The following is a 26997-nucleotide window of genomic DNA, read 5'->3' on the forward strand; positions in this document are numbered from 1 at the left end:
GATTAATCTGTCTTTCCCTTATGTACATATGGGAATAATGAAATTAACCCCAGAGTTGCTAGACAAACCCCAATCCACAGTGGAGATACAAAGCCATATCCTTTACTGATTCCTAGACCACCTAGTGACGATCCAATAACAATGCCAAGCGTAATAAAAGAACTATGAACGGTATTTATCATCGTTCCATTACGAGTTGTTTTCATTACTCTGGCAACCATAGCCGGATTCATGGCTACACCAGTTAAGCCAATAAAAATAGTAGAAATAACTGCAATGTATTTATTTTCCGCTCCTAAAGCAAATAAAGACAATGCTACTATTAATATTATCAATCCACTCATCAGTATTTTCATTGTATATTTATCAGCAAACTTGCCAATCACTATATTCCCAACGACCGTCGCACTACCATAGAGAGCAAGTAAATATGGAATACTCGCACTTGAAAAGCCTGTGACGTTTGTAAAGATCGGAGTGAAATAACTAAATGCTGCAAACGTACCACCAATAATGAACATACTTGTTACGTACGCTGCCCAAAGATGTCTGTTCTTAAAATGCATAAGCTCGTCTTTCCAATTCAGTTGCTCTTTATTTGATGATGATGGTAGCAACCATTGAATCATAAACCCTGATACCAGTACAAGAACAGAAACAGCCCCAAAACTAATACGCCAGCCAAAATATTGCGAAATAACGGTTGTTATAGGTAAACCTAATACCGTTGCGACCATTAATCCTGCAAGTACAATGGATGCAGCTTTTCCCCTTGAATCAGGGTGAACCAATGTTGCAGAAAAGGAGATCGCAACTCCAAAAGCTGAAGCTGAAGCGATACCCGTTATAATACGTGAAATCATCATCATATCATAGTTCCAAGCAATAGCTCCGAGCGATTGACCCATTAAAAATACAAACATTAAAAACAATAATGCTTGTTTACTTCGTATTCGTAGGAGAATTGCAGTTAAAATGGGTCCTCCTATCACCATTGCTCCTGCATAAGCTGTAATTAAATACCCAATAGATGATACAGAAACCTGAAATGCAAGAGCAAGTTCGTTCATCATACCTGCAACCATAAATTCTGATGTAGTCATACAAAAGATGGCTAAAGCTAGCAAATAAATAATCGATGGCATAAAAATACTCCTTATTCATTATTGTAACGATTGGTACAAAAATAGTGAGAAAAAAGAGCGCACTAAGCGCCAAAGATACACTCCATTGTTCCTTTGATAACCTGTTCAGCCAATATCCGATTTTGCATCGATACATTAAGAACACGGAATCCGTAATAACTGCTTAAAAATAGACTGGCTAATTCCTCAGCTGATTGATTCTTTGAAATTTCACCAGTTTGCAATCCTTCCTCCATCACTTTTTCAATAGCTCGTTTAAGAAGCTCAACATGCCTTGAGAAAATTTCTTGAACCATTGAATCATGATTAGCCCGTTCCACGCTGGCATTGATCAATAAACATCCTTTTTGATCCATATTCTCAAAGTCTTCCTTCAATGCCCATCCCAAAAAATGACTTAATCGTTCTTTAACTGGAATTGGAGCATCTAGCAATTTCTTTTGTTCCCTAATCCCCATTTCATGGTAGCGTTCTAATACTTGTTTATACAGTTCATATTTACTACCAAAAGTATTGTATAAACTTCCTTTCCCAAGTCCTGTATCACTGCATAGATCTTGTGTAGAACACCCCTCATATCCTCTGATCCAAAATGTTTTCATTGCAACATCTACAATTGAGGAATAATCAAACTCTCGGGGTCTGCCGCGATTATTCAATCTTATCTCCCTCTCATTTTAAAGATATCATGAATAGAATACACTTTTTGTACCGAGCGGTCAACAAAGTGCTTAGGATTATCGGGGACGGCGTAAGAACTATGTGGATCCGTTGCTAACTGACAGGACAATTTTTTTCCAAAAACGACTAATGGCCTCGCCCCCTGATACAAAGGGCGAAGCCATTTCAATGACATTATAGTTGGTTGCTGCAGGTTATTTAAATTCTGTTTCGCTGTTTACAACAAACCATACATCTTTTACTCCTTGCCCGTTTACATCCCCTTTTTGCTGGTCTTTAGCAAAATAATAGAGAGGAAATCCTTTGTACGTAACCTGCTTCTCCCCGTTGTCTTCTCTTGTGATCGTATCGAAGTCCTTTTTATCAAAACCGTCCGGAACGGCGAAATTATCCTGGGTAAATGCCGGCCAGTTTGCCAAGCATTCTCCGCTGCAATTGCTTTTACCTGCTTCGTCCTTTTTAAAGTAGTACAGAGCCTTTCCTTGTGGATCCGCCAGGTAGTCTCCAACTTTCTCGTTCTTCAAAAGCTGGAGGCTGTCAGCCGGGGCTTGTTCCGTTTGGGCTTGAGCGGATTGATCCGCCCCGGTTTTTTCCTCAGCGCTTTTTCCGCAAGCAGCCAAAACTAAAATAATCGAAAGTATTACGAGGGTAAAAATTCCTTTTTTCATGCATGTTCCCCCAGTCTTCTTAGATTTAAAACTCGTCCTTACTTCCAGCCCCATTTTTGAAAGATTTGGTGAGATTCTTCCGTTTTTAAATAATCAATAAATTGCTGTGCCTCTTTTTTCTGATCGGTGATTTTCGTCAAGGCGATCGGCGTTCCACGATAGAGCTTTTCTTCCTCAGGCAGTTGGACCAGGTCAGTCACATCCTTAAGCCGGTAATGCCACGATTCATAGGTAATCCAGGCGTCCAGGCTGGAATTCGATTTCCATAGTTCAATGGCTTCGGCACTCGTCTTAACAGAAACACTAATATTTCGGGAAATGCCTTCGATCAGCCCTTTTCTACCTGCTAGGTCTTCCCACAGGCCAAGCTGACCAGCCCCATTCACATCAATAATTTTTACTCCATTTTTCGTTAAATCCTCCAGGCTTTCAATCTTCTTTGGATTTCCTTTTCTCACCAATATTCCTGCAGCACGCGAGTAAAGCTCTGTTCGTGATTTCGTGTCGATCATTTCGGGGTGGTTAAAGGTGAAGTCCTGCAGATTATACTCGGAGCCACCGAAAATAATATCTGCATCTTGCTTTGCCTTGTCGATCCAATTGCCCTCTGGCCCGGCTGTTACTTCCACCTTGATTCCCGTTTCAGCTGAAAAATGTTCAGCAGCTTCCTTGATCGGTCCAAGTGGTCCGCCCGGTCCATACACCCGGATGACATGATCATTTTGGCTGGAAATTGGTGTCGCCTGGGGCGCCGGCTTACTGTCCTTTGCATAGGCTGATACTCCAGCAGACGTAATGACAAAGAGAAGTAGAGCTGGTAGGAGCATAATCTTCTTCATAATTCTTCCTCCATTCACACATGATTTTTATCGGTACTATTAGAGGAAACGAAGGATGGCTGTAAGCGGTTTGATTATAATTGCAAAATAGTTATAAAGTTTCATACACCCGTTGAAACAAAAATCCGCAACCAACAAGGCTGCGGATTTTTTATACGTATATCGTATCATTTCCTCCCATCAGAAAAAATTAAACGGCACGATCCTTGTATTGCTTCGGCGTAATGCCAGCATATTTCTTGAACACTTTTGTAAAATGACTCTGGTCATGGAAATTGAGCAGACTAGCTACCTCAAGCGGAGATTCGTTGGTCAAATCTAACATTTTCTTGGCCTCTTCCACTTTCTGCCGATGGATATATTCGGAGACGGTCATGCCCGTTTCTTGCTTGAACAGCTTTGACAAGTACGCTGGGTGAACGCCGGCTTCTTCCGCAAGCTCGGTCAGCTTGATTGGCTCATAGATACGGTTAAAAATATAGTTCTGGCAGACGGCGACCGGCTTGGAACAGCGGGAAACACGCTGGCGGCTGACACGTTCCGCGAAATCAAACAACACCTCTTGGATGGCTTTTGCGACCTCTTCCACGTAATGAAGATCCTCGATGTGCTGAATCCAGAGGTCGCTGGCGGTGAAGGCCACCTCACGGTACAAGCCACCGTCGATCGCGGCCTGCATGGCGTGCGTAACGACGCAGATGGCCAAATTTTTCTCATTGCGGATCTGGCTTCTGCGGGACAAGACACCCGCATTCTCCCTCGGAATGAGGTCGTAATACCGGACGATCTCCTCTTTGCGTCCTTCCTTTACGCATTGCATCAGCATCCTCACTGCATTCAAATGATGATGGAAGTTCAAGTTCAACCGCCTGTCGGTCAGACTCCGTTCTAACACTTCGTTCATCCCAATAAGCCTGTGAAACGGAACACTGCAATCAATGACCTCTGTCACATCAATCGGTTGGCGGTAAACCAAATAGTACAGCAGCGTTCCAGCGTGAAGCATCGATTTCTGGTAACGTACGGGCAATTGCCGATAGTATTCCCGCAATGAATCGAGGTGGATCCCCGATATGGAGTTATCGTATAGGAAACCTTCAAGCATCTTGTCCGTTACAATCGAGCTCGTGGCCGGTCCAATCACAATCGCACCGATTCGACCGCACGATTCACCGAAGCGAAGCCAAACGTATTGATCGAACCCGTTCCATTTGCTGTAGCAAGGTTTATCGCATAGCGAATCGTCGGCGAAGATGCCTGCTAGTACCGTCATGCTATCCGGATCGAGCGGATGCCTCGCTTGTTCCGAGTCAAATACCGCTTCGACTGTGTGATCGTTTCTCAGCAGTCGGACGGGAAGCTGAAGATTATCATGAAGCAACCTACATAACCAATATGTGTCATCTCCGATCGTTCGTTCCATGAAAACGCCTCGCCTCTCTTCTCTTCTACCTATTTTGCCAATCTGTTACACATTAAATTCATACCAGTTATGCTTTGATTATACCATAAAAGCTGCTCGGCATACGTTATAGTCGTATTTGTGATGATCATCTTTCAAAGGAGGTGAAGCTCGAACAGATATTGGCTATTGAAGAATATGAAAACGTTTACTCATTAACTGGGGGGCTAGAATATGGACGGTAAAATAAACTCCGGACCCGTGGTAACACCGTTCAAAAGATTGACTTTCGGCATTATATTCGGTTACGCGTGCATGATGATCGCGCTCATAACGCCGGCAATGCTGCTATTGAGCTTCAAAATGATCGAAATCAGTCCAAAGAACTACACGTCCACCATTGGTTTCGTGGCAGGTATCGGAGCATTTTTCGCGTTGATCGGAAATCCGATCGGGGGAGCGATCAGCGACCGGACGAATGTCGCCTTTGGCCGCAGACGAACCTGGATCATCGTCGGACCACTTATAGGCTGCGCATGTTTATTATGGATCGGTATAGCGACAGAAATTTGGCAAGTGGCTACAGCATGGGAAATTGCGCAATTTTTCTTTAATTGCGGTATGGCAGCCTATACCGCACTCATTCCTGACCAAGTGCCGGTTGAGAAACAAGGTACCATCTCAGGTATTCTTGGACTCGTCACACCGATTGCGGTTGTTATCGGAATGATGTTGATGACATTCATGACAGACTCAGCATCGATGACGAAATGGGGTCTGCTGTCGATCATCGGCATCATCGGACCGATTATCAGTTCATTCTTTATTAAGGATGGGAAACACACGGTTGAAAAAGTGAAGTCGGCCCATATTCCGTTCGTCAAGAAGCTCAGTACCATCTATCCAAGTCCGAGAAAATATCCGGAATTCACCTGGGCCATCGTGTCCAAGTTTCTGTTGATGATGGGGTCAAGCGGCAGCGTCTATTTAGCGGTTATGCTTGTGAACCGCATGGGCTATTCCCAAGCCGGGGCGACGTCGGGAGTTGCAACGCTCCAAATGATTTCGCTCGGCGCAATGGCTTTGACTAGTCTGGTCGGAGGTACTTTATCCGACAAGGCCAAGAAGCAAAAGCCCTTCCTTTACGGCTCTGCTTTCATCATGCTGATCGGCACCTTAATTTTCGCATTTATTCAGGATTACTCGGCATTCATCATCGCTACTGTCTTCATCGGCCTTGGGGCCGGATGCTTCACTGCGGTGGATATTGCGTTAGTTGCCCGCATATTACCGCGAAAAGAAGACTCCGCCAAAGACTTTGGACTGATGAATGTCGCGAATGCGCTTCCTCAATCGATTGTACCAACGATTGCCCCCCTTCTGCTTGGCATAGGCGGATGGACGTTCTTCTACATCGCACTTGCAGCTTGTCTTCTTGCGAGCATCCTGGCAACCAGACCGCTGCCCGAAATCGGAGAACCATTCGGACCGGAGAAGAAGCATCCGCGTGCCGATCTAGAGACGAAAGGGATCTAACAACATTTGAAAAATGAAAGGTAGGATTAATCCATGTCAAACCGCGAAACTGCTTTAAACTACGAGCCGGCCATTCAATATGTCCGCAATGAAACTGGACCGACGCTGGGGTATTCGTCCGCATCAGGAGTTAAGATCATCGAGAAAGACGGCTTATTTTTCAGAAACACAAGCAAAGACGGTGTCTTGAAGCCATACGAGGACTGGCGGCTGCCGGCTGAGGAACGTGCCAAGGATTTGGCATCCAGACTCTCCATCGAAGAAATCGCAGGATTGATGCTATATAGTACCCATCAGAACATTCCAGCAAGAAGTGGCGGGTGGTTCGGGGGATCGTACGCTGGTAAAACTTATGAAGAGAGCGGCGCCAAGCCCTGGGACTTAACGGACGAGCAGCTTGCATTCCTGATTCAGACCCAGCTCCGCCATTTCCTGATTATGATGGTAGAAAACGCTGAATCAGCAGCACGCTGGAACAACCGGCTGCAGGCTGTCGCAGAGGGGATCGGCTTCGGTATTCCGGTAAACAACAGCTCCGACCCACGTCACGGCTTCGACGGCAGTTCCGAATTCAATGCTGGTGCAGGCTCGAATTCGCGTGTGTCATTCTGGCCGGAAACGCTCGGACTCGCGGTAACTTTCGATCCTACGATCACCCGTCAATTCGGAGAAATCGCATCGAAGGAATACCGCGCCCTCGGCATGGCAACTGCATTGTCGCCGCAAATCGATATCGCCACCGATCCGCGCTGGCACCGTTTTAACGGTACGTTCGGAGAGGACCCGAAATTATCCACCGATATGGCTAGAGCATATGTGGACGGCTTCCAGACATCCGAAGGAGAAAACGAACAGACAAACGGTTGGGTCAAGACAGTGTAAATGCGATGGTGAAGCATTGGCCTGGCGGCGGATCGGGTGAAAGTGGAAGAGACGCGCATTTCGGTTGCGGTAAGTACGCTGTTTATCCTGGTAACAACTTCGAGGAGCATTTGAAACCGTTCGTCGAAGGCGCATTCCAGTTGGAAGGCAAGACTGGCATTGCATCTGCCGTTATGCCTTATTACACTATTTCGTACGATCAGGATACGGTAAATGGAGAAAACGTCGGCAACTCTTACAACCGCTATTTAATTACTGATTTGCTGCGTGAGAAATATGGATACGACGGCGTTGTTTGCACAGATTGGGGAATTACGAACGATGAAAGCCACCACAAAGGCACCGTGCTTAGCGGCAAGTCTTGGGGAGTCGAACATCTTTCCGTTGCAGAACGACACTATAAGTTAATTATGGCAGGTGTTGACCAATTCGGCGGCAATAACGATGCGGTTCCGGTATTAGAAGCCTATCAAATGGGCGTAAAAGAGCATGGAGAAACGTATATGCGAGCTCGTTTCGAGAAATCGGCGGAGCGGCTTCTGCTGAACATTTTCCGTCCAGGCCTTTTTGAGAACCCTTACCTACTACCTGAGGAAAGTAAAAAAATTGTTGGTTGTACCGAATTCGTAGACGCAGGCTATGAAGCGCAACTGAAATCAATCGTTCTTCTGAAAAACAAGGGACAAGTCCTTCCGATCAAGGAACGCAAGAAAGTTTACATTCCAAAGCGGTATTTACCTGCCGGGGAAAATTGGGTTGGCATGCCGACACCGGAGAAATTGGAGTATCCCGTCGATCTGAGCATCGTAGCCAACTACTTTGATGTAATAGACACGCCGGAAGAAGCCGACTTCGGACTCGTGTTCATCGAATATCCGAACTCAGGTATCGGCTACAATCTGAAAGATGCAGAACAAGGTGGGAATGGTTTTGTGCCGATCAGCCTTCAATACCGTCCTTATACCGCTGACCTAGCCCGTGAACGGAGCATAGCAGGCGATCCGAGGGAAACCGACGTGCTGAATCGTACGTATAAAGGCAAAACCGTCACAACACGCAATGCTCACGATTTGGAAGCAATTCTTGAAACCAAGGAGAAGATGAATGGCAAGCCAGTAATCGTGTCCTTGATACAGTCGAATCCGACCATCGTAGCAGAATTCGAAGATGTGGCCGATGCGATCATCACGAACTTTGGCGTGAAGCTTGAGGCGATCATGGAAGTACTGACAGGTTCTTTCGAACCGTCCGGTTTGCTTCCGTTCCAGATGCCGGCGAACATGAAGACCGTTGAGGAGCAACTCGAAGATGTTCCGCACGATATGGAATGCTATGTCGATACGGAAGGCCATGTGTATGATTTCGGCTTCGGATTGAATTGGAGCGGCGTCATCGATGATGCCCGCACGGCAAAATATCGGAAAGTACGCAGTTAATAATCACGGTGTTATCATAGAGAAAAAGGTGTTGCCATTGAGGCAACACCTTTTGCACTACTCCCCCATTTTCATCAAGCGGCTTTATTTACAGGGTTCAAGGCATCATGGTCCTTTTTGTATTTAAAGCTTACCGCAAAAACGATTCCTAGAACAATTGTATAGGCTGCAAAAACCAACCAGATATGCTGCCAGTCTTTTACACCGTCAACGGTTAAATAATCCACTATTTTTCCACTAATAACAGAACCTAAATAGGCACCGAGTCCGTTCACCATTGTCATGAATAAGCCTTGTGCACTCCCACGAATTCGACGATCCACTGCATTTTCCACAAAAATCGATCCGGAGATATTAAAGAAATCAAATGCTGCACCATACACAATCATGGATAATAGTAATAAGATGAACCCTCCGCCGGATGGGTCTCCATAGGCCAATAAACCAAACCGCAATGTCCAGGCCGCCATACTGAGCAGCATAACCGTTTTAATCCCATATTTGCGTAAGAACAGTGGTATGGCAAGAATAAAGAATACTTCTGAAATTTGTCCAATGGATAATAAAATGGCCGGATATTTAACAGCAAGGCTGTCTTTATAGTCAGGATTTAACGCAAAATCATGCAGGAATGGGTCAGCAAATGCAAGGTTAATTTGCAGTGCAGCACCTACTAGCATAGAAAAAATAAAAAAGATGGCCATTTTCTTTTGTTTAAACAGTACAAAGGCATCCAGTCCTAAAAGGCTGACAAATGACTGGTCCTTCTTGACATTTGATGTTGGACAATCAGGCAGTGCAAATGAAAATAGTGCAAGTAAAATGGCAGCCCCCGCTGCAATGTATAGCTGGATATTGCTTAGCTCAAATCCGCCAAGACTAATGGCCCACATGGCAAGAATAAAACTAATGGTTCCATAAACACGAACAGATGGGAAGTCTTTCGTGGTATCGAGTCCCTCTTTTTCTAAACCAAAATAGGAAATGGTATACGATAATGAAATCGTCGGCATGTAAACCATAGAATTAGCAAGCATCGCCCAAAACATGAGGGTTGGGTTTGAAGCCTGTGCAGCTATAAATAAGCAAATCGCCCCTAGAAAATGACAAATTCCATATAATTTATTTGCTTTTATAAAGCGATCAGCAATAATCCCTACAAGACTTGGCATAATGAGAGAAGCAAGTCCAGTTGTGCCATAAACGACTCCAACTTCTGAGCCCGAGAAATGTAAAGTATTAATCATATACGAACCAAGTGTAACAAGCCAACATCCCCAAATGAAAAACTGGAGAAAAATCATTATTTTAAGCCGAGATTTGATTGTCATTTCTTCTCCTTATGAACTTAGGCTTTTTTCGCTAATTCTGTAATGTAATCGAAGAAAGCATCGCGATTTACATCATAAACCACATTGACAGGACGCCCATCAGCTGTTTCCTTTGTACGTCCTTGGCTCGGTCCATCTGTATGAACAATACTGTTCACTCTCTTCATTTTTACAAGATCACGATTCCCCACATACGCTGTCGTTAAAACATCCCATAAAAAGTAGGTGGAGTTTGTTGTAAAGTGGACAAGGGGCGGGCACATCGCATAACATTGACCCATAAAATCAACACCAAGGTATTTGCGTTCAGCTGCCCAACGATTACGTATATCTACAGTAAGAGGTACTTGATTCGTACTTTCAAGCGCCACCAAATCAATTTCTATTCCGCTGTTCCAGACACGGCCAGCTGCTTCTGGATCCCAAAACACATTCCATTCCGCTGTACCATCATGTTCCGGCTCTTCCACATTACCTATTTCACGAAAGGTGCCGCCCATCCAAACAAGTCGTTCAATTTTCTCTTCAATAGAAGGATCTTCATCTAATGCACGGGCAAGGTCAGTAAGTGGACCAGTGAATAATAAAGTCGTTTTTTCTTCTGACTTGTGAATGGCATCAATCATATGAAGATGTGCTGGCTTTTCTGCTACTGGTGTGTCAATTTTTCCAGATTCATTTAGAATCGGCAGGGCATCCACAAAGAAAGCGTGCAAACGCCAATCTTTTGGAAAAGGATTTTTCCCGCGTGAATTGGACTCAGCAACATCTAGACTGCCGTGTCCAAAGCGATCAATGATTTTTCGGCTTGCAAACATAGCTGGTTCTAGATAGCAATCCGCAGGAATAACGGATACACCCGTTAATTCAACATCGTCCATTTGTTGTAATAAAAATAGCGAAACAAGGTCATCCACTCCGCCATCATGATTAAAATAAATTTTCTTTTTCATTATTTTCCCGATCCCTTCATGGTGAATTTATATAAATTAGTTTGGGGAATAAACATCTCGAAATAAATAATTTCTTAAAATATAAAAAACGCTCCGATAGCTACCGGAGCGTTGACTAGGGCATGTGTAAATACAATGAAATAGTTGATGCCTTCTTCCACTTAACACTTACCTCGTAGTCAAGCCCTTTATGGCGGCTTGGTAGAAACTCTTGGGCCATATCCCCAATATTATACGACGTACTTCTATATTGAATTCACATTTATAATAACAATAATTTAGGGTTTCGTCAACCGAATCACGAACATTATTTTGCAATTCCTTAGCTATCATTCGTGTTCTAAGCGTTTATAATGTTATTCTCCCTTTACTTCTTTTACACTTTTGCAATGTGGGGGCTGACACAGGGGCAAAGGTCACTTGGAGCAAAACAGAAAATGATGCATTAATTCACATTAATTTTACTAAGTAATTTTTATCTTCCATAATATAGTTTAAGTTGCCTTGCCATTCAGATGGTAAGGCAACTTTTTTTAATAGATTTAATAACTCAACTTTCGTAGCATGAAATAGTCAAGGCAGGCTTTGATTATGAATAGCCGGCGCCGGTTTGGGGGATTCCCACGGATTATAATATCTGGATATCAAATAATACAAGCCGGTTGGTTCATCGTAACGATACCCTGCGAAACGATATGGGTTCTCTCCGGCAAGGACCGCTTTCCTTTGGAATATTTCCAAGCGTCATATTCATATTGGGCAACTTCTTTTCCCGTTGAATCCGTAAGACTTACCCTATAACAATTCTATTCTTGCTAGGTTGATCTTCAAAAAAATTGAACCATTTTTCACGATGGAGCCAATATAGGGTGTATATACAGTTTGGAGGGCCCCACAGATGAATGATCAGGAATTGAGTCCATGGATAGATCGATTGATTGAAGGAGATCAGGCGGCATTTGAGGTCATATACGATTTAACGAAGAAGAAAGTGTATGGCACGGTGACGATGCTCATTCACAATAAGGAAGACGTCAATGACATTGTGAACGAAATTTATTGCGAAATGTTCAAATCGCTCCCAACCTTTGACCGCTCACGTTCCTTCTTATATTGGTTGAATGGAATCGTCATAAATCAAATTAACAGTTGGCGCAGGCAAGTGTGGCGGAGGTTCCGCTTATTGCAAAAGCATCACATGAATCAAGAGCATCGTCCTCCGGAGCTTCCGGATGAGTTGCTGATCCAAAGCGAAGGACAGCAGCAATTGCTGGGTTTGATAGGTAAGCTGCCCTATAAATTGCGCATTGTAGTCTTATACAAGTATTACTACGATTACAGCAACGACGAAATCGCTGAGTTGCTTCGTATACCCGTCGGTACAGTCAAGTCACGAAATAGTCTGGCGCTGAAGCAAATTCGACAAAGATTCGGTACTCATCTGGTGCAGGAGGTCGTTTTAAAAAATGTCTAAACCAAATTTAAACGAAGCATTGACGAAATATGTCGAGGAGATTCAAGTTCCGAATGAGCTGGATCAACGGATTCGGCAAAACTTTAAACAATATTACGCCCAAAAGGAGAACTCTCAAATGAAACACAAGAAAAAAATATTAGCTTTCAGCATAGCGGCTGCCATTCTGATTCCGACAGGTGCGTTCGCGCTTAACAACTCTTACTTTACCCAAAGTAATGTAAATCTGAATGATCTGGTGAACAACCAAGTCAAACAAGCAGCCAAGGAAGGGCTCACTGTTCCGATCGATTACAGAATTTCAGATCAGGGTATAACTATGCATTTCAAAGAGGTGTATGTAGAAGATTCCAAAGTACTTGTGCATTACCGAGTCGAAAAGGAAGACGGAACGTTAGTACCGTATGAATTTGATACCCAAGGTTTGAATATACGTACCGACGGCAAGGAGAATGGCCAGCAGATTACGGATCCTACCTATAGTGTACCTGGACAGGATGGCTTTAATGTATTGAACTTTTTCGGTACTGCAAACGCTGATAATCTGCAATTCTACCTTACGGATTCCAAAGGTAACAAACTAGATACAGGGATCGCCGACCAAGGCAAGCCGGAGGGGCTAATCGCGTTCTTGACGGATGGTTATAAGTTGCCGCAAGAGATGGTGTTGCACGTCGATGTAAATCGCATCGGGGGAACTAAGGGAAACTGGCAAGGCCAACTCCCAATTGACCAGCTGAAGGCATCAACCCCAGGCGCCAAGTAATCCGTTCATTAAAATTCCCATGAAAAACGTGGACACCTCAGGGTTTCCACGTTTTTCTGTCGCGAAGCTCTACATATTGGATATGACATATGTAGAACCGGGCTTGGGAAATGTAATTTAAAGTCGTATCAAAGGGCCGAAAAAGGACAGGGACAAGATCGGGCTAAAGGATCAGAAATAGCCCGGGTAAAAGCCTGAGTAAACCCCACTCCAACGCCTGAGAAGCCCTGAAACGCCTGATAAGAGCCTCAGAGATATGATTCGAGAAGAAACCGTCATTCTCCTACCTTTCTCTACTTCCTGCCCACTGCCCCAAAAAGAAAAGCCGAGCAAATGTCAGGAAATAATCCTGGATCTGCTCGACTTCTTATACTCTACGAAATAATTACTCCACCGTCACGCTCTTCGCCAAATTCCGCGGCTTATCTACGTCGTTTCCTCTAGCGAGGGAAGCGTAGTAGGACAGCAGCTGCAGTGGGACCACCGAAAGTGCCGGTGTCAGAAGCGGCAATGTCTTCGGAATGGCAAAAGCCTGGTTGACGGATTTGAGCAGGCTTACGACATGCTCTTCATGCGTAATCGCCATGATGTCAGCGCCGCGGGCGCTGACTTCTTTGATGTTGCTCACGGTCTTCTCAAGCACTGCATCCTGGGTTGCCAGGGCAATGACAGGAATACCTTCTTCGATCAGTGCCAGCGTACCGTGCTTCAGTTCACCGGCTGCATACGCTTCGGAATGGATATAGGAAATCTCTTTCAGCTTGAGCGAGCCTTCCTGTACCACTGCATAATCCAGTCCCCGTCCAATAAAGAATAAGTGCTCATGCTTGGAGATCTGTTCTGCATAGGCTTTGATCGCATCCGGTTTCGCCAGCATGTTTTCGAGCTGCTCAGGCAGCGCCTGCATTGCGGCGATAATCCGTGCCACCTCGTCCTGTGTTTGCGTGCCGCGCACCTCAGCAAGGTATAAGGACAGCAAGTAGAATGCAATCAACTGGGAAGTGTACGCTTTGGTCGAAGCCACCGCAATTTCCGGACCAGCTAGCGTTGCGATGACATCGTCCGCATCACGGGCGATAGAGCTACCTACCACGTTGGTGATGGCCAGTACATGTGCACCGTGGGACTGCGCTTCACGCAGAGCTGCCAAAGTATCCGCCGTTTCACCCGATTGGCTCACGACGATGACCAGCGTGTCCGGTGTAACGATTGGCGAGCGGTAACGGTATTCGGATGCCACATCGGTTTCCACCGGAATCCGTACCAGCGACTCAATCGCCTGACGACCAACGAGACCAGCATGGTATGCTGTACCGCAAGCGATGATCTGAATTTTGCTGATGCCTTTGATTTGTTCCTTCGTTAGCTTCAGCTCAGGCAGAACCACCTTTTTACCAGATTCGTCAATCCGTCCGCGCATCGTGTCACGATATGCTTTTGGCTGTTCATGAATTTCCTTCAGCATAAAATGCTCAAAGCCGCCTTTTTCTGCAGTGACTGCATCCCAGTCGACATGAATCATTTCCCGAGAAATAAAATTCCCTTCAATGGTCATCAATTCGACAGAGTCCTTCGTCAATACAGCCATCTCACCGTCGTTCAGGATATACACGTTACGCGTATATTGCAGAATCGCCGGAATATCCGAACCGATAAAGTTCTCGCCTTCTCCGATCCCGATAATAAGCGGACTTGCCTGACGAACAGCAACCAGTTTCTCCGGTTCATATTCCGTAAGCACACCGAGTGCGAATGCACCGCGCATATGCGAGATGGCTTTTTGCACTGCTTTGACGATATCGCCTTGGTATTCCCGGGCAACCAGGTGCGAGATTACTTCGGTGTCAGTCTCCGATACAAAATGACGTCCCTCAGCAATCAGTTCATCCTTCAGCTCCAAATAATTTTCGACAATACCGTTATGCACGACCGAAAATTTATGGCTGTTGTCCGTATGAGGATGGGAGTTTACGTCCGATGGTTTGCCATGTGTTGCCCAGCGAGTATGTCCAATACCTGCGCTTCCCACCAGCGGCGTTTCCTCCAGCTTAGACTCTAGATTGGCAATCCGGCCTTTCGCCTTGGAAATTTGCAGTCCCTGATTGGTGAATACCGCAATCCCCGCGGAATCGTATCCACGATACTCCAGCTTCTTCAATCCCTCGATCAATACTTCCTGCGTATCCTTCTGACCAATATATCCAACAATACCACACATAATTAAAATTCCTCCGTTCACTTCTCCAAAATGGGTTTAGAGAGCGTGCAGGAATAGCCGTGCGGCATATGCCAGAATGTACGGAAAAACAAACTTTGTATGAAATTTACAAGGTACGTTTTCACGAATGTACAATCTGGCTGCTGCGCACTTACTGCTATCATGCCCGCACACTCATGAATTATGATTTTCGTTTCACCCACCGGAAGCGTTGTGTGAACGGTCGCCCATCCATTTTCCGTTTTCGGTTTACGGCTCTGGTGAATCACCGGAAGGTCCCCGCCGAAATCTTTCGAACACCTTCACCTCGTCAACTTGGTGCTGCCGTGGATCCGTTACTTCCGAATCCAATCCCCGCGAATCCCCGCGCGAGCCCAAGTTCTGGCGCTTTTATTAGTAAACCTCACGATCCCCGCTTTCTATTTCGAAATGACATTTCTCATTATATTCAAGTCGGGCCGCTTTGGCAATTGGTCGTATAACCCATGCTAAGCCCCTCCCTCTCATAATCACCTTAAAGGAAAGCCGATGAAACCTGAACATTAGTTTCACCGGCCTATGATGAAAGTTCTTCATTTTACGACAAAAAATAAACCTGAGGTCTTACACAAGCTCCCGCTTCACGACTTCCACAATCTGATTCACGTATTGATCGAGCTCGTCTTTATCCGGACCTTCTGCCATAACGCGGATCAAGGATTCCGTACCTGAAGGACGAACCAGCACGCGGCCGTTGTCGCCCAGGATGCCTTCCACTTCCGCAATGGTGGCTTCGATAGCTTTATTGCCTTCGTAGTTGCTCTTATCCTCTACGCGTACATTAACCAACACTTGAGGGTATTTACGCATCATAGTTCTGAGCTCGCTCAGCTTTTTACCGGAAGCCTTAATGGTGTCCACCAGCTGAATTGCCGTTAGAATGCCATCTCCAGTCGTGTTGTAGTCGAGGAAAATGACGTGGCCGGACTGTTCTCCGCCCAGGTTGTAATCGCCTTTACGCATTTCTTCCATCACATAACGGTCACCGACGGCTGTTTTAGCTGTTTTAAGACCCAGTTTCTCGGTCGCCTTGTAAAAACCGATGTTGCTCATCACCGTCGATACGATCGTGCTGTTGTTCAGCTTGCCCTGCTTGTTCATGGCGTCTCCGCAGATGCAGAGAATAAAGTCGCCGTCAACTTCTTCGCCGTTGTTATCGATAGCGATCAAGCGGTCCGCGTCCCCGTCAAAAGCCAGACCCAGGTCCGCTTTCGCCTTAATGACCTCTTCCTTAAGCTTTTCCGGATGCGTAGAACCACAATGATCGTTTATATTCAGTCCGTTTGGCTCAGTGCCAATCTTCACAACTTCTGCGCCCAGCTCTTCAAAAAGCTTCGGTGCCAGCTCATATGCCGCTCCGTTCGCGCAGTCCAGAACGATTTTAAGCCCGTCAAATCTGTGGCTAATCGTCGATTTCAAATATTCTAAGTATTTATATTTCGATTCATTGTCCACGATCACGTTGCCCAGATCCTTACCTACTGGACGAGGCAAATTGTCACTCTCAGCGTCCATCAAGGCTTCAATCTTTAGCTCTGTTTCATCAGACAGCTTGAATCCGTCTCCGCCAAAAAATTTAATGCCATTATCTTCGACCGGATTATGAGAAGCAGAGATCATGACCCCCGCATCAGCTTTCAGCAGTCTCGTAATGTAAGCAACAGCTGGCGTAGATACAACGCCCAGACGTACGACATGGGCACCAATGGACAGCAAGCCTGCCACCAATGCAGATTCAAGCATTACGCCGGATACACGTGTATCCATGCCGATCACTACCGTAGGCTTCTCCACATCTCCTGTCAACACATAACCGCCACAGCGGCCAATGCTGTATGCCATTTCAGCTGTCAATTCCTTGTTTGCAACACCACGTACTCCGTCAGTTCCAAAATATTTCCCCATAATTGCTCTCCTTTTTTAAGACTCCCTAGTTAAAAATAATAATTTAATATCATATCCAAAATTAGTTCGTTCCTGTTTCTCCCGTATCTACGGGATTACTTTGTGAGTCCACAGTTCCATCTGAAACGGTGCCCCCATTCTCGGTTCCTGTTCCGGAATGATTTCCCTGGTTTTGATTCTTATCCTTGCCTTTTCCGTCTGTTCCGGTTTCCGGATCGGCCGTAGCCGGTGTAGAAGCTTCCTTCACCTCGACTGTTGCAGTCAGCGGACTCCCTTGATCAACACGGGAAATATATCGAGGCAGAACCACCTGCAGTGGAACCTCATGCGTTCCTGGCTTCAAGTTTCCGATGCTTGCAATCAATTGGATATCGTCTTTGGTCAGACTATTCAGAAGCCCGGGAGCCCCACTCAGTGTTAGGGACATGGTGCGGCTCGCCGGACTGATAATATCTGCCGTTAGATTGCTGTTGTCGTTTTTGATCGTAATTGGGATGTCGCCGATGACCCGCTGTGAATTGGAAACCGTGGTGATTTCCACCTGCAAGGAGCTCGGCTCGATTTTCTCAAAACCCGGAGGTGCCGTCAAGTCCACAGGAAGAACTATAGTTCCGGCCTGCGTGATTTGGCTCAAATCCACACTGATATTCGTATAGGACTTTACTCCCGCCAGTTCTTCTTGCGAACCGTAAAGCTTAACCTTACTTACGTTAGGCTGGGCTTTAGAGATCACTAGGCCCTCAGGAAGCTTCCCTGTATAATGCAGCTCAATCGGAACCTCTTTATACGGAGGTGAGATGGTAACCTCTGCTGTTACCGTTGACGGATCGAGTATGGCCCCTTCAATTTCCTGGCCTTTTTTATCATAAGCAGTCAGCTTGATCCGTTTCTCCTTAATCGTGCTGTTTTCACCATCAATGGTCACTGTTCCCTGTACCTTATCGACCTCACGGAGCTGGCTTTCCGGAAGCGTTACTTTTACCGTTGCCGGATCCGGCGTGATTTTGCCCACCTGATATCCTGCAGCAGGCGTGCCTTTGGTCACGATCGATACCGGGAACGTCGCCGTATTTCTTTCTTCGATATTGACCGTCACCGATGACGGCTGTATATTCACGACCTCCAGCCCTTTAGGAATATCTACGCTTAAGGGCAGCGTACTAGTTCCTACTTTGGCATTGGACAGATCCAGTTTGACCTTATATTCACCGTTGAACGCGGATAGGAGATCTGTCTTTTTGCCTTTAATCTCTATGCGAACCTTGTCTGTATCCATCGCGCTCAGAATATACTTGTTCTCATCCAGTCCAAAAGGCTGCACTTTTACATTTTCAATGATCCTTGTGTCGATTTTTTCTGTAGGCGTTGGCGTAGTACTATTTAAATGAACCATACTCCACAATATGATACTGACCGCAACAGCCAGAATCTTCGCAAAATTATTATTGTTGATCCATTTATTCATCTTTATCAGTCCCCTTCCAGCGCCAGAATATCGGGCGTTTTTCTTTAGGGGTGGAATTCGGACGAAGTTCCTCGTACAGCTTCGAAATCAGGGATTCTTCTTTAATGTCACGCACAACCTGTCCATTGATCGCAAGTGAAATTTGGCCTGTTTCCTCGGAGACCACAACCGATACAGCATCTCCGACTTCACTGATCCCGATGGCTGCACGGTGCCGGGTCCCGAGTTCCTTACTAATAAAAGGGTTCTCTGAAAGCGGCAAATAACATGCAGCTGCGGAAATCTGGTTATTCTGAATGATGACGGCTCCGTCATGAAGCGGTGTATTCGGTATAAAAATATTAATCAGCAGCTGCGAACTGACCATCGACTGCATCGGAATGCCCGACTCAGTATATTCATTCAGTCCAGTCTGCCGTTCAAAAACAATTAATGCACCAATCTTTCTACGTGCTAAATAATTTACGGCTTTAATCACTTCACCAATCAGCTTGTTGAATTCCTCATCTTCCGCTGAGGTTCTTCCAAAAATCTTGCCGCGTCCCAGCTGCTCCAGCGCTCTTCGGAGTTCCGGCTGAAAAATGATAAAAATAGCAAGAATGCCGAAGTTGAATATCTGATTCATCAGCCATCTCAGCGTATACAAATCAAACCATGTGCTCAGTGCCCAAATGATGACGAGAACCAGAATCCCCTTCAACAGCTGAACGGCTCTGGTTCCTCTGACGAGCAAAATGACATGATAAATAATATATGAAACGATCGCAATATCGATAATGTCTTTGATGGAATCTTTCCACGTCAAATCCGCAAAATAACTCATACTTAGGCCCCCGCACTTCCCCTTGAATGTTAAATGGGTCTCTATGGTATATAATTTCCCCTATATCTTCTAGGTTATAACGATCAACCTCAGGTTGCAAGCGGCCGCAGCTCGAAATTGGATGCATTTAACCATTATTCCAGTAAAAAGGCGCCTTCTTTCTGAAAAGAGGCGCCGAAAAATTCAGTTACAGTAAAGATCCATTAACGATAGGCTACTTCCGAGAACATATTTGTTATTTTATACCAAATCCAATCCAAAGCCTGATCGATCGTTTTGACCTTTCCCGAAATATGGGCCGTTGAAGCCTGGTACAAAGATCCGTCGATTACCGTCAGGTTTCCGTTTACATCACCATAGATCTTGGTCTTGCCATTCTCTACCGTTAAATTGCCGGCAATGCTTTTTCCTGCAGGGACGATTACGTTATCTCCTTCAATGATAACCTGATCCAGATCGCTGCCCTTAACCACAAGTTGTGTTTCCTGATCCCAGAAGCTGACCGAACTACTCAGCATGATAATCAGAAACATAGCCGCAGCCGTAATTGCAGGATGTCTTTTAATCCATCCAAACCAAGGCTGCTGCTTCTTTTCCTGTGGCAGGGTACTCATAATCCGCTGGGTCAGCTCAGGAGGCGCAGACGGTGCCTGATGGGACAAAGAGAACATCAGCATATCCGTCTGTTCCAGCTCTTTAAATCGCATCCGACAGTCGGGGCAGGATAGCAAATGGGTCTTGAGCTCCAACTGCTGATCCTTGGACAAGTCGTCATCTAGATAATCATGCATTAAAGAGACGGCCAAGTTGCATTCCATATGAGCCAATCCTTTCATTCATTTTAATGTATTCGAACCTTCTTCCTCTCTAAAGGCATAAGACTTGTTTAACTTGTAATACGTAGTGCTTATTAGAATGTTTCAGCAAAATATAGGAATTTATAATTTGGTCTCCAGCTTTTTACGTAAAAACTCCCGTCCACGGTGCACTCGTGTCTTAATCGTTGTTACGGGCATTCCCAGAACATCGCTGATTTCCTGAAGCGACAGGTCCTGCAGATATCTCAGAATCATAACCGACTTGTACTTGGACGGCAGACTGTCAATGGCCTGATAAATGGTCTGCTGCGTTTCGGACAAAAGCATTTCGCTTTCCGGCGTCCGGTTGTCGCTTGGAATCATCGAATAACCATCCATGCCTTCCTGATCGTTCATATCTGCATCGAGTGAATATGTGGGCTTCTTCTTCCTCAGCCGGTCAATGCACAGATTCGTCGCTATTCTGTAGATCCAGGTCGAAAACTTCTGATTGGGATCATACCGATCCAAATTTTTATATACCCGCAAAAAGGTTTCCTGAACAACATCCTCCGCCTCATGACGGTTGCTCAGCATTCTGTACGCCAAATGATATATTTTATCCTTGTACAGCTCTACAATTTCCGCAAAGGCTCGCTGATCCCCTTTCAGAGCCAGCTTGGTTAACCTGTTTTCTATATTCTCCACCAATATCTTCCCCCAGACTTGCTGATGGGTAACGAGCTTTTTTTCACATCATTCAAATCGTAATTCAACTCCCGAAAAAATGCAAGACAACCTTACTCATGCCTGAAAAAAAACATTTAACAACGCACGCTTCATTTAACAACCCACTCTAATAGAAAAAGAAAAACGTCTATTGACGTACTCTATCAGAAGACAGGCCGCTTTTAGCTGTAGTTTTTCTTGCGATATCAGGATGTGTTTCCCGGAAAGTTATATTTTCTGATTTCTAACAAAAAAAGGAAAGCCATGGCTTCAGATTGAATCCCGGCTTTCCTTTATGGGCTTTTCATATGGTGACGTTACAGCAAATGTATCAGCCTGTATTCCGGAGACCTGCGGCAATTCCGTTAATGGTGAGGAGCACCTCGCGCAGCAGCTCGGCGTCGTCCTCATCCTTTTCACGTAGACCGCGCAGCTCGCTCAGCAGTTGAACCTGCAAGTAGCTGAGTGGATCGACGTATGGATTGCGCAGTCGGATGGATTCCTGAATGACAGGGACATTATCCAAAATTTCCCTTTGTCCGGTAATTTTAAGAATCAGCTCCGAAGTCAGCTTGAATTCTTCCTCAATGAGGCTAAAAATACGCTGACGTGCTTCATCATTTTTGGACATATTCGCATATTCATGGGCAATAACCATGTCCGCCTTCGCGATTGCCATTTGAAGAGAATCAATCAATGAAGTAAAGAATGAGAATTTTTCATACATTTCCTGCATAATCTTGAGGTTCTCTTCCTTATTCCGATAGAAGTTCTGAAGGCCTGTACCAGCAGCATACCATGCAGGTAGCAGGAAACGGCTTTGCGTCCAGGAGAACACCCATGGAATCGCACGCAGATCCTCGAAACGGTCACTATTTTTTCGTTTAGAAGGACGTGAACCAATGTTGAGCTCTCCGACTTCAGGAAGCGGCGTGGACTCTTTGAAGAAGGACAGGAAATCTGGATCGCGGAAAATCAGATCTTGGTATTTATTTCGGGAAACTTCCGACATTTCTCTGACGATCTCATCCCAGTACGCTTCATTAGCATCATCCGCCTGCGGATCCTGCTTATTGATAGCTGCGGTAATCAGAGCCGATGTAGCCTGCTCCAAGCTGCGATATGCAATCCCTTTAAGAGAATAACGCGACGAGATAACCTCTCCCTGCTCCGTTATCTTGATGCCTCCGCCGATGGTTGATGCCGGTTGAGCTAGAATCGAGCGATTCAGCGGCATTCCGCCGCGTCCAAGCGCACCGCCGCGCCCGTGGAAGAATTTCAGCTTGATGTCAAACTCGTCCGCAACAGCTGTTAATTCCTTCAGCGCTACACGCAGCTCCCAGTTCGCAGTTACGGCCCCGCCGTCCTTGTTGCTGTCCGAATAGCCAAGCATGATTTCCTGGAGATCATTTCTTGCTGCGATGCTTTGACGATAGATTGGCAGTTTGAATAAACTCTTCATAATTTCCGGTGCGGCATGAAGATCCTCGATCGTCTCGAAAAGCGGCACGGCCTGCAAGGTACAATCTACCGTACCATCGCTGTTTTGACGGAACAATCCGACTTCTTTCGCAAACACCATAACTTCCATGATATCACTTGCGCCTTCAGCCATACTGATCAGATAACTCGTAATGCATTGTGTGCCATATTCCTGTTGGGCCTTATAGACCGTACGGAACACATCCAGGCATTCCTTAGTACTTGAACTATACTGATGATAGTTTGAAGTAATTGGTCTTGGTTCGCTGAGCAGTTTGGCCAAAAGCGCAATTTTTTCCTCTTCGGACAGTTTCGAATAGTCAGACGTAATATCGATTTGCGCCAAAATCTCTTTCAACGCATTTTCATGCTCTTGACTGTGTTGGCGGATATCCAGTGCGGCTGTATGGAAACCAAACAGTTCTACCTGACGAATGAGTTTTTGAATATAGGTGTCAGCGACATAGTCAGCATAGTGGAAACGCAAGCTGCGGTCGATTACCTTCAGATCTTCAATAAACTCCTGAGGTGTGCTGTACGACTCCGGTGTACCCTTTTTGCTCTCATCCAGCACGTTGCTGATCTTCTCCATCATATAGACAAGCTTGATCCGGTAAGGTTCTTTTTCGTTATGCCATACATTGTATTTCGTAACCTCAACGTTGCTGCGATCCTTCGAAATGGACTGAAGCAGTTCCTCAGATACATTCACAATGGAGGTACTGAAGCTCAAATACTGCATGTACTCGGTCAAGATTCGCTGATACTCGCGAATGGCCAGCTTGCGCTGCATACGAAGTGTCTCCCAGGTAATATCAGAAGTTACAGACGGGTTGCCGTCACGGTCCCCCCCAATCCAGGAGCCAAAACGCAGGTACGTAGGCACATGCCAATTATGGCCTGGGTAGAATTTATTTAAGCAGCGTTCCAGCTCCTGATATACATCAGGCAGGACATGGAACAGCGTTTCATGAAAATAGTACATTCCGTTTCTGACTTCGTCGAGAACCGTTGGCTTACCGGCTCTAAGTTCATCGGTTTGCCATAGAGTGATGACCTCATTGAGCAGCTTCTCACGGAGCTGTTCACGTTCGCGGAAAGTAAGGGTTGGGTTATCCAGCAGCATGACATCCTCGGAAATCCGTTTATGAATGTCGAGAATGGCTCTGCGCATAGCCTCTGTCGGATGTGCTGTCATCACAAGCTCAAGTGAGAGACTTTCGATAATGTCCTGCACTTCAGCAAGTGTGAAATGACGGTCCTTCAGTTCCTGAACCGCACTTTCAATGGAGCCTGGCTGTATCGTTTCACCGGCAGATCTTTCGTAATCGCGCTTACGGCGAATCCGATGGTTTTGTTCCGCAATATTCACCAGTTGGAAATAGATCGCAAAAGCTCTGATCACCTGATGGCGAATATCCGGCTCGAGTGTTTTAATGATTGATTTGAAATCTTCATACAATTCAGGTAAAAAAACAGAGCGTAATGACTTGCTCGTCTCACGAATCTTTTCAACAATATCCAAAAGCTCGTTGCCGCCCTGATGGACAAGCACTTCGCCGAGTATGTTTCCCAAGAATCGCACATCACGCCGCAGAAGGTTGTTTGAGTTGCTCTTATTTGCGGTAACCGTAAGTTCAGTCATGCTACTCCTCCCATCTCTATCCCGTTTGTATTGCTCTCTTTGTCACGCTTTCTAAACATCATACAACAAAATAAATCGAAAATCTTCACTTTTTCGCGATAAAGCAAAAAATATTAGCCGCAGCTGATATATGTTTCCTGTATTTATATGCATTACTTATTTTATGAAGGCTTGCAAATATTGAGCAGATGCATAAAGCCTCTTTACATAATCAGTCCGGATTATAATTATTTATTCAGTTAGCTTTTCTAACATCCAAAATATCCCTATATAATAGATCTCGAATCAGGCCACTTCTTGTTATTCACCCAGTTCATTCATTATCCATTCTAGCTTGCTTCTGATTCAGGGAAGTTAATCACAATGGAGAAATATTCAAAATGCGAGCCCCCAGCTCGCGGTAGAGGTAGTTATTGAAGTTGCGTCCTTTGTGGGTTATTTCGATGCTGCGGTACGGACGGTCGTACCCACTTGCGTGGGTTCTCTCCCCACACAACCACTCCAACAAAAAAAACGCCTTTCGGCGTTGTGTTTTTATTTTATATGGAGCGGGTGATGGGAATCGAACCCACGCTACCAGCTTGGAAGGCTGGAGTTCTACCATTGAACTACACCCGCATATGCAGAATTTAATGAAAATATCGGGATGACACGATTTGAACATGCGACCCCCTGGTCCCAAACCAGGTGCTCTACCAAGCTGAGCTACATCCCGATACAAAGATAATAATGGCGCGCCCTAAGAGATTCGAACTCCTGGCCTTTTGATTCGTAGTCAAACGCTCTATCCAGCTGAGCTAAGGGCGCAAATATTGGAGCGGACGACGGGAATCGAACCCGCGACCCTCGCCTTGGCAAGGCGATGCTCTACCGCTGAGCCACGTCCGCATATCATGGTGCGCGTGGAGGGACTTGAACCCCCACGTCAAAGACGCTAGATCCTAAGTCTAGTGCGTCTGCCAATTCCGCCACACGCGCACATTACTGCAGGTTTTTCACCTGACAGCTTCAGTCCAATCTAACGTGATTTGTTTATTTCATGTAAAACTTATCTCGTTAGCGACAAGAATGATCTTACCATAGTTAGTTACCTAGAGTCAAGCATTTTGCAAAGAAAATTATAAATTATTATTTTTTCATTAACTTTAGCGGTTTTATATCCTATTTTCTGATCTCTGATACACGCAAAACCACCAATTTTATTGCAATCAAAGTGTAATCCCCCATTTCTCGGCTGATCTACCAGCGCAGATTTGGCACAAACTCAGGCCATTATGGACGGTCTCAGTCCGGAACAGTTTAAAGCCATTGAACACTTACAGCCAAGGTAAGCAACAAATACCTTCGTTGAGTTCAGGCTATCGAAATCCGGCCAGTGAGATTGTGTCGGTGGGGATATCGATGTAGCCCTTCATAAGCTAAAAGGCCGGATTGCCTCATTTCTGTATTTACTCAGTACTTGAGTACAACAAGTCCCTATTGGGCAAATCAAGCCGTTACAGAGCATGCTGCGAAGCATATTGTGGCGCCAGAGGCTGTTGAAGCCCCTCTAGAGCTGATTTCATTCCAAGAGTATCAGAAGCTTCCTTTGCTCCGAGCAAGGCTATTACACGCGAAGAATGGCCGTAGTCGTTATTCGAGCGTGGATTCACTATTTCCTACGCGGTTAGTACCAGGAGTGCATTAAAATACTTACTACAAAGATTATTAAAAATCAAAATCCCCGTACCTTCTCATGAATATCATGAACAAGTACGGGGACTAAAAAATAAAAAACCACCTATTCGCAATAGATAGCTGGATAATGAAAATATATAAGAGTGAGCCATGAAGGACTCGAACCTTCGACACCCTGATTAAAAGTCAGGTGCTCTACCAACTGAGCTAATGGCTCTTAACTGGCTGGGGATATAGGATTCGAACCTATGCATGACGGAGTCAAAGTCCGTTGCCTTACCGCTTGGCTAATCCCCAATAGTGGATTGATATATCTTGTCCAACTAAGGGACGGATTATGATTAAATGGTGGAGGCTGAGGGGATCGAACCCCCGACCCTCTGCTTGTAAGGCAGATGCTCTCCCAGCTGAGCTAAGCCTCCGTGGGCTTTTTATGTATTAAACATAGTAAATGGTGACCCGTAGGGGATTCGAACCCCTGTTACCTCCGTGAAAGGGAGGTGTCTTAACCCCTTGACCAACGGGCCACATCGTATAAAAATGGAGCTCTCAACCGGGATCGAACCGGTGACCTCATCCTTACCATGGATGCACTCTACCTACTGAGCTATGAGAGCAAATGGCTCCCCGAACAGGACTCGAACCTGTGACAACTCGATTAACAGTCGAGTGCTCTACCAACTGAGCTATCAGGGAATATACCGCTTGGCGGCGTCCTACTCTCCCAGGACCCTTCGGTCCAAGTACCATCGGCGCTGGAGGACTTAACGGTCGTGTTCGGGATGGGTACGCGTGGAACCCCTCCGCCATCGCCACCAAACGATTCAAGTGTTTGATCACCTGAAAACTAGATACGAAACAAATTTGCATTTTATCTTTTAGGATAAGCCCTCGACCGATTAGTATTGGTCAGCTCCATGCATTGCTGCACTTCCACCTCCAACCTATCTACCTCGTCGTCTTCAAGGGGTCTTACTAATTGGGAAATCTCATCTTGAGGGGGGCTTCACGCTTAGATGCTTTCAGCGCTTATCCCTTCCGTACGTAGCTACCCAGCCATGCTCCTGGCGGAACAACTGGTGCACCAGCGGTACGTCCATCCCG

At 45.5% G+C, this 26997-nt stretch carries 17 protein-coding genes, 11 tRNA genes, 2 rRNA genes, 1 pseudogene and 1 riboswitch; of the genes and pseudogenes, 4 read left to right on the top strand and 27 right to left on the bottom strand.

What is annotated here, in order from left to right:
* Positions 1-2: 2 nt before the first annotated feature.
* The 5 genes from MUG84_RS23020 to MUG84_RS23040 all read right to left on the bottom strand — a co-directional run bounded on the left by MUG84_RS23020 (position 3) and on the right by MUG84_RS23040 (position 4756).
* Positions 3-1145: an MFS transporter gene (locus MUG84_RS23020; protein WP_244729393.1), complete on the bottom strand. Its 1143-nt coding sequence runs from the start codon at positions 1143-1145 to the stop codon at positions 3-5.
* A gap of 62 nt (positions 1146-1207) precedes the next feature.
* Complete coding sequence (locus tag MUG84_RS23025; protein WP_244729395.1) at positions 1208-1804, bottom strand: TetR/AcrR family transcriptional regulator; 597 nt, start codon at positions 1802-1804, stop codon at positions 1208-1210.
* Between the two features lie 216 nt (positions 1805-2020).
* Positions 2021-2494 (bottom strand): hypothetical protein, encoded by a 474-nt coding sequence (locus MUG84_RS23030; RefSeq protein ID WP_244729397.1) that lies wholly within the window; start codon positions 2492-2494, stop codon positions 2021-2023.
* A gap of 38 nt (positions 2495-2532) precedes the next feature.
* Positions 2533-3333, bottom strand: a complete 801-nt coding sequence (locus tag MUG84_RS23035) for an extracellular solute-binding protein (RefSeq protein WP_244729399.1) — start codon at positions 3331-3333, stop codon at positions 2533-2535.
* A gap of 190 nt (positions 3334-3523) precedes the next feature.
* Positions 3524-4756 carry a helix-turn-helix domain-containing protein gene (locus MUG84_RS23040; protein WP_244729402.1) on the bottom strand — a complete coding sequence of 411 codons (1233 nt, stop codon included), beginning with the start codon at positions 4754-4756 and terminating at the stop codon, positions 3524-3526.
* 213 nt (positions 4757-4969) lie between these two features.
* On the opposite strand from MUG84_RS23040, the gene MUG84_RS23045 reads away from it, so the two are divergent.
* Positions 4970-6271: an MFS transporter gene (locus MUG84_RS23045; protein ID WP_244729404.1), complete on the top strand. Its 1302-nt coding sequence runs from the start codon at positions 4970-4972 to the stop codon at positions 6269-6271.
* A 33-nt stretch (positions 6272-6304) separates the two neighbouring features.
* Positions 6305-8589: pseudogene (locus tag MUG84_RS23050) on the top strand (glycoside hydrolase family 3 protein).
* A gap of 74 nt (positions 8590-8663) precedes the next feature.
* Here the strand turns inward: MUG84_RS23050 and MUG84_RS23055 are convergent.
* Positions 8664-9920 carry a nucleoside permease gene (locus tag MUG84_RS23055; protein ID WP_244729406.1) on the bottom strand — a complete coding sequence of 419 codons (1257 nt, stop codon included), beginning with the start codon at positions 9918-9920 and terminating at the stop codon, positions 8664-8666.
* Between the two features lie 17 nt (positions 9921-9937).
* Positions 9938-10873 carry a nucleoside hydrolase gene (locus MUG84_RS23060; protein WP_244729409.1) on the bottom strand — a complete coding sequence of 312 codons (936 nt, stop codon included), beginning with the start codon at positions 10871-10873 and terminating at the stop codon, positions 9938-9940.
* 156 nt (positions 10874-11029) lie between these two features.
* Positions 11030-11131: riboswitch (purine riboswitch) on the bottom strand.
* A 640-nt stretch (positions 11132-11771) separates the two neighbouring features.
* Here MUG84_RS23060 and MUG84_RS23065 point away from each other — a divergent pair.
* Both MUG84_RS23065 and MUG84_RS23070 read left to right on the top strand, forming a co-directional pair.
* Positions 11772-12347, top strand: a complete 576-nt coding sequence (locus tag MUG84_RS23065; RefSeq protein WP_244729411.1) for a sigma-70 family RNA polymerase sigma factor — start codon at positions 11772-11774, stop codon at positions 12345-12347.
* Entirely contained in the window at positions 12340-13113 is a 774-nt protein-coding gene (locus MUG84_RS23070; protein WP_244729413.1) for a DUF4179 domain-containing protein, read from the top strand. Before MUG84_RS23065 ends, MUG84_RS23070 begins: the two co-directional genes overlap by 8 nt.
* A 385-nt stretch (positions 13114-13498) precedes the next feature.
* Here the strand turns inward: MUG84_RS23070 and glmS are convergent, their stop codons facing one another.
* From glmS to MUG84_RS23170, 20 genes are all read right to left on the bottom strand, one after another.
* On the bottom strand, positions 13499-15331 hold the full coding sequence (glmS, locus tag MUG84_RS23075) for a glutamine--fructose-6-phosphate transaminase (isomerizing) (protein ID WP_244729415.1): 1833 nt from the start codon (positions 15329-15331) through the stop codon (positions 13499-13501).
* Positions 15332-15934: 603 nt separating this feature from the next.
* Positions 15935-17275: a phosphoglucosamine mutase gene (glmM, locus tag MUG84_RS23080; protein ID WP_244729418.1), complete on the bottom strand. Its 1341-nt coding sequence runs from the start codon at positions 17273-17275 to the stop codon at positions 15935-15937.
* 61 nt (positions 17276-17336) lie between these two features.
* Positions 17337-18740 carry a CdaR family protein gene (locus MUG84_RS23085; protein ID WP_244729420.1) on the bottom strand — a complete coding sequence of 468 codons (1404 nt, stop codon included), beginning with the start codon at positions 18738-18740 and terminating at the stop codon, positions 17337-17339.
* Positions 18733-19563 (bottom strand): diadenylate cyclase CdaA, encoded by an 831-nt coding sequence (gene cdaA / locus MUG84_RS23090; protein ID WP_244729422.1) that lies wholly within the window; start codon positions 19561-19563, stop codon positions 18733-18735. Before cdaA ends, MUG84_RS23085 begins: the two co-directional genes overlap by 8 nt.
* A 203-nt stretch (positions 19564-19766) precedes the next feature.
* A complete protein-coding gene (locus MUG84_RS23095) occupies positions 19767-20381 on the bottom strand; it encodes a zf-HC2 domain-containing protein (protein WP_244729424.1) in 615 nt (204 codons plus the stop codon).
* Positions 20382-20501: 120 nt separating this feature from the next.
* Positions 20502-21068: an RNA polymerase sigma factor SigW gene (gene sigW, locus MUG84_RS23100; RefSeq protein ID WP_244729426.1), complete on the bottom strand. Its 567-nt coding sequence runs from the start codon at positions 21066-21068 to the stop codon at positions 20502-20504.
* 352 nt (positions 21069-21420) lie between these two features.
* Positions 21421-24216, bottom strand: coding sequence for a phosphoenolpyruvate carboxylase (ppc, locus tag MUG84_RS23105; RefSeq protein ID WP_244729428.1), 2796 nt, complete (start codon positions 24214-24216; stop codon positions 21421-21423).
* Between the two features lie 544 nt (positions 24217-24760).
* Positions 24761-24834 (bottom strand) — tRNA-Gly (locus MUG84_RS23110).
* Positions 24835-24857: 23 nt separating this feature from the next.
* Positions 24858-24931: transfer RNA gene (locus MUG84_RS23115), tRNA-Pro, on the bottom strand.
* Between the two features lie 15 nt (positions 24932-24946).
* A tRNA-Arg gene (locus tag MUG84_RS23120) sits at positions 24947-25023 on the bottom strand.
* Between the two features lie 6 nt (positions 25024-25029).
* Positions 25030-25104: transfer RNA gene (locus tag MUG84_RS23125), tRNA-Gly, on the bottom strand.
* 6 nt (positions 25105-25110) lie between these two features.
* Positions 25111-25194, bottom strand: a tRNA-Leu gene (locus MUG84_RS23130).
* 843 nt (positions 25195-26037) lie between these two features.
* Positions 26038-26110: transfer RNA gene (locus MUG84_RS23135), tRNA-Lys, on the bottom strand.
* A gap of 5 nt (positions 26111-26115) precedes the next feature.
* Positions 26116-26190: transfer RNA gene (locus MUG84_RS23140), tRNA-Gln, on the bottom strand.
* 49 nt (positions 26191-26239) lie between these two features.
* Positions 26240-26315, bottom strand: a tRNA-Val gene (locus MUG84_RS23145).
* 30 nt (positions 26316-26345) lie between these two features.
* Positions 26346-26420, bottom strand: a tRNA-Glu gene (locus MUG84_RS23150).
* A gap of 14 nt (positions 26421-26434) precedes the next feature.
* Positions 26435-26510 (bottom strand) — tRNA-Thr (locus MUG84_RS23155).
* Between the two features lie 3 nt (positions 26511-26513).
* Positions 26514-26589, bottom strand: a tRNA-Asn gene (locus MUG84_RS23160).
* Positions 26590-26596: 7 nt separating this feature from the next.
* Positions 26597-26713 (bottom strand): 5S ribosomal RNA (gene rrf, locus MUG84_RS23165).
* 59 nt (positions 26714-26772) lie between these two features.
* A 23S ribosomal RNA gene (locus tag MUG84_RS23170) occupies positions 26773-26997 on the bottom strand; the annotation flags it as partial.

It is taken from the genome of Paenibacillus mangrovi, assembly GCF_022898935.1.
Classification (GTDB): Bacteria; Bacillota; Bacilli; order Paenibacillales; family Paenibacillaceae; genus Paenibacillus_AQ; species Paenibacillus_AQ mangrovi.